The organism is Escherichia sp. TW14182 (genome assembly GCF_000208525.1).
GTDB lineage: Bacteria > Pseudomonadota > Gammaproteobacteria > Enterobacterales > Enterobacteriaceae > Escherichia > Escherichia ruysiae.
On the sequence record NZ_AEJZ01000419.1, the window covers coordinates 1 to 788 of the forward strand.

Annotated in this window: 1 protein-coding gene and 1 pseudogene; both read left to right on the forward strand. The window is 47.5% G+C overall.

Annotated elements, in window-relative coordinates:
* Positions 1–136, forward strand: a pseudogene (locus EQY_RS27105) (toxin YdaT family protein); the annotation flags it as partial.
* Positions 108–788: helix-turn-helix domain-containing protein (locus EQY_RS0122720; protein ID WP_000020561.1), on the forward strand; the 681-nt coding region annotated here is incomplete at its 3' end. The pseudogene EQY_RS27105 and the gene EQY_RS0122720, both read left to right, overlap by 29 nt.

Here is a 788-nt window from a genome sequence, read left to right on the forward strand (position 1 = left end):
ACGTGAGACTGACGAGCTTATAGAAAAAGCTATTGCTTTCAAGCACGCGTATCGTCAGCAATACCAATATTACTTTGCAGATAAACAAATATCTGTCTGGGGTTCGTATGAGTATCGATGCACTACGATGGGCTAAAAAGGTGAAAACCGGCAGTTCATCCAGTAAGTCAGTATTGACCTGGCTTGCTGATATGTGCGGTGCCGATTTGTGTGCATACCCGTCTGTATCTGCACTGGCAGAAGTAACGGAGCTGAACAAAAAGACTGTGCAGGACAGCTTACGACACCTGATGGAGATTGGGTTAATTGTTGATACCGGTGAGAGAAAAGGCCGAACAAAGCAAATCGTAGTGTACCGACTTATCGGTGTAGAAGAAAGTGTTGCCGAGCCTGAATACACCCAAAAACGGGAGTCTTTAAAGGTGGGTAAAATTGGTACTGTTAATAAAAACAGTACCGAAAATGGTTATGTTTCAGCACAAAACAGCCCCAAAAACGGAACTCTTAGCTGCATGGAAAATAACCAAAGACACCCAAATTTTCCATCAAAGACACCCAAAAACGGATCACGGAACCCAAAGGAACCCAAAGATCTAAACCCCACACATAACGCACGCGAGAGTGCTCCGACCAGTGAGCAGGAAGTTTTGTCGTTACAGGCAGTGCCACCCGTATTCCTGGATGGCCTGAGCGAACCCATCGGAAAATTTCCGATGACCGATAGCTGGCATCCGTCGCCGGATTTTCGACGACGGGCGGCTCTGTGGGGAGTGGCTCTGCCGGAGCCG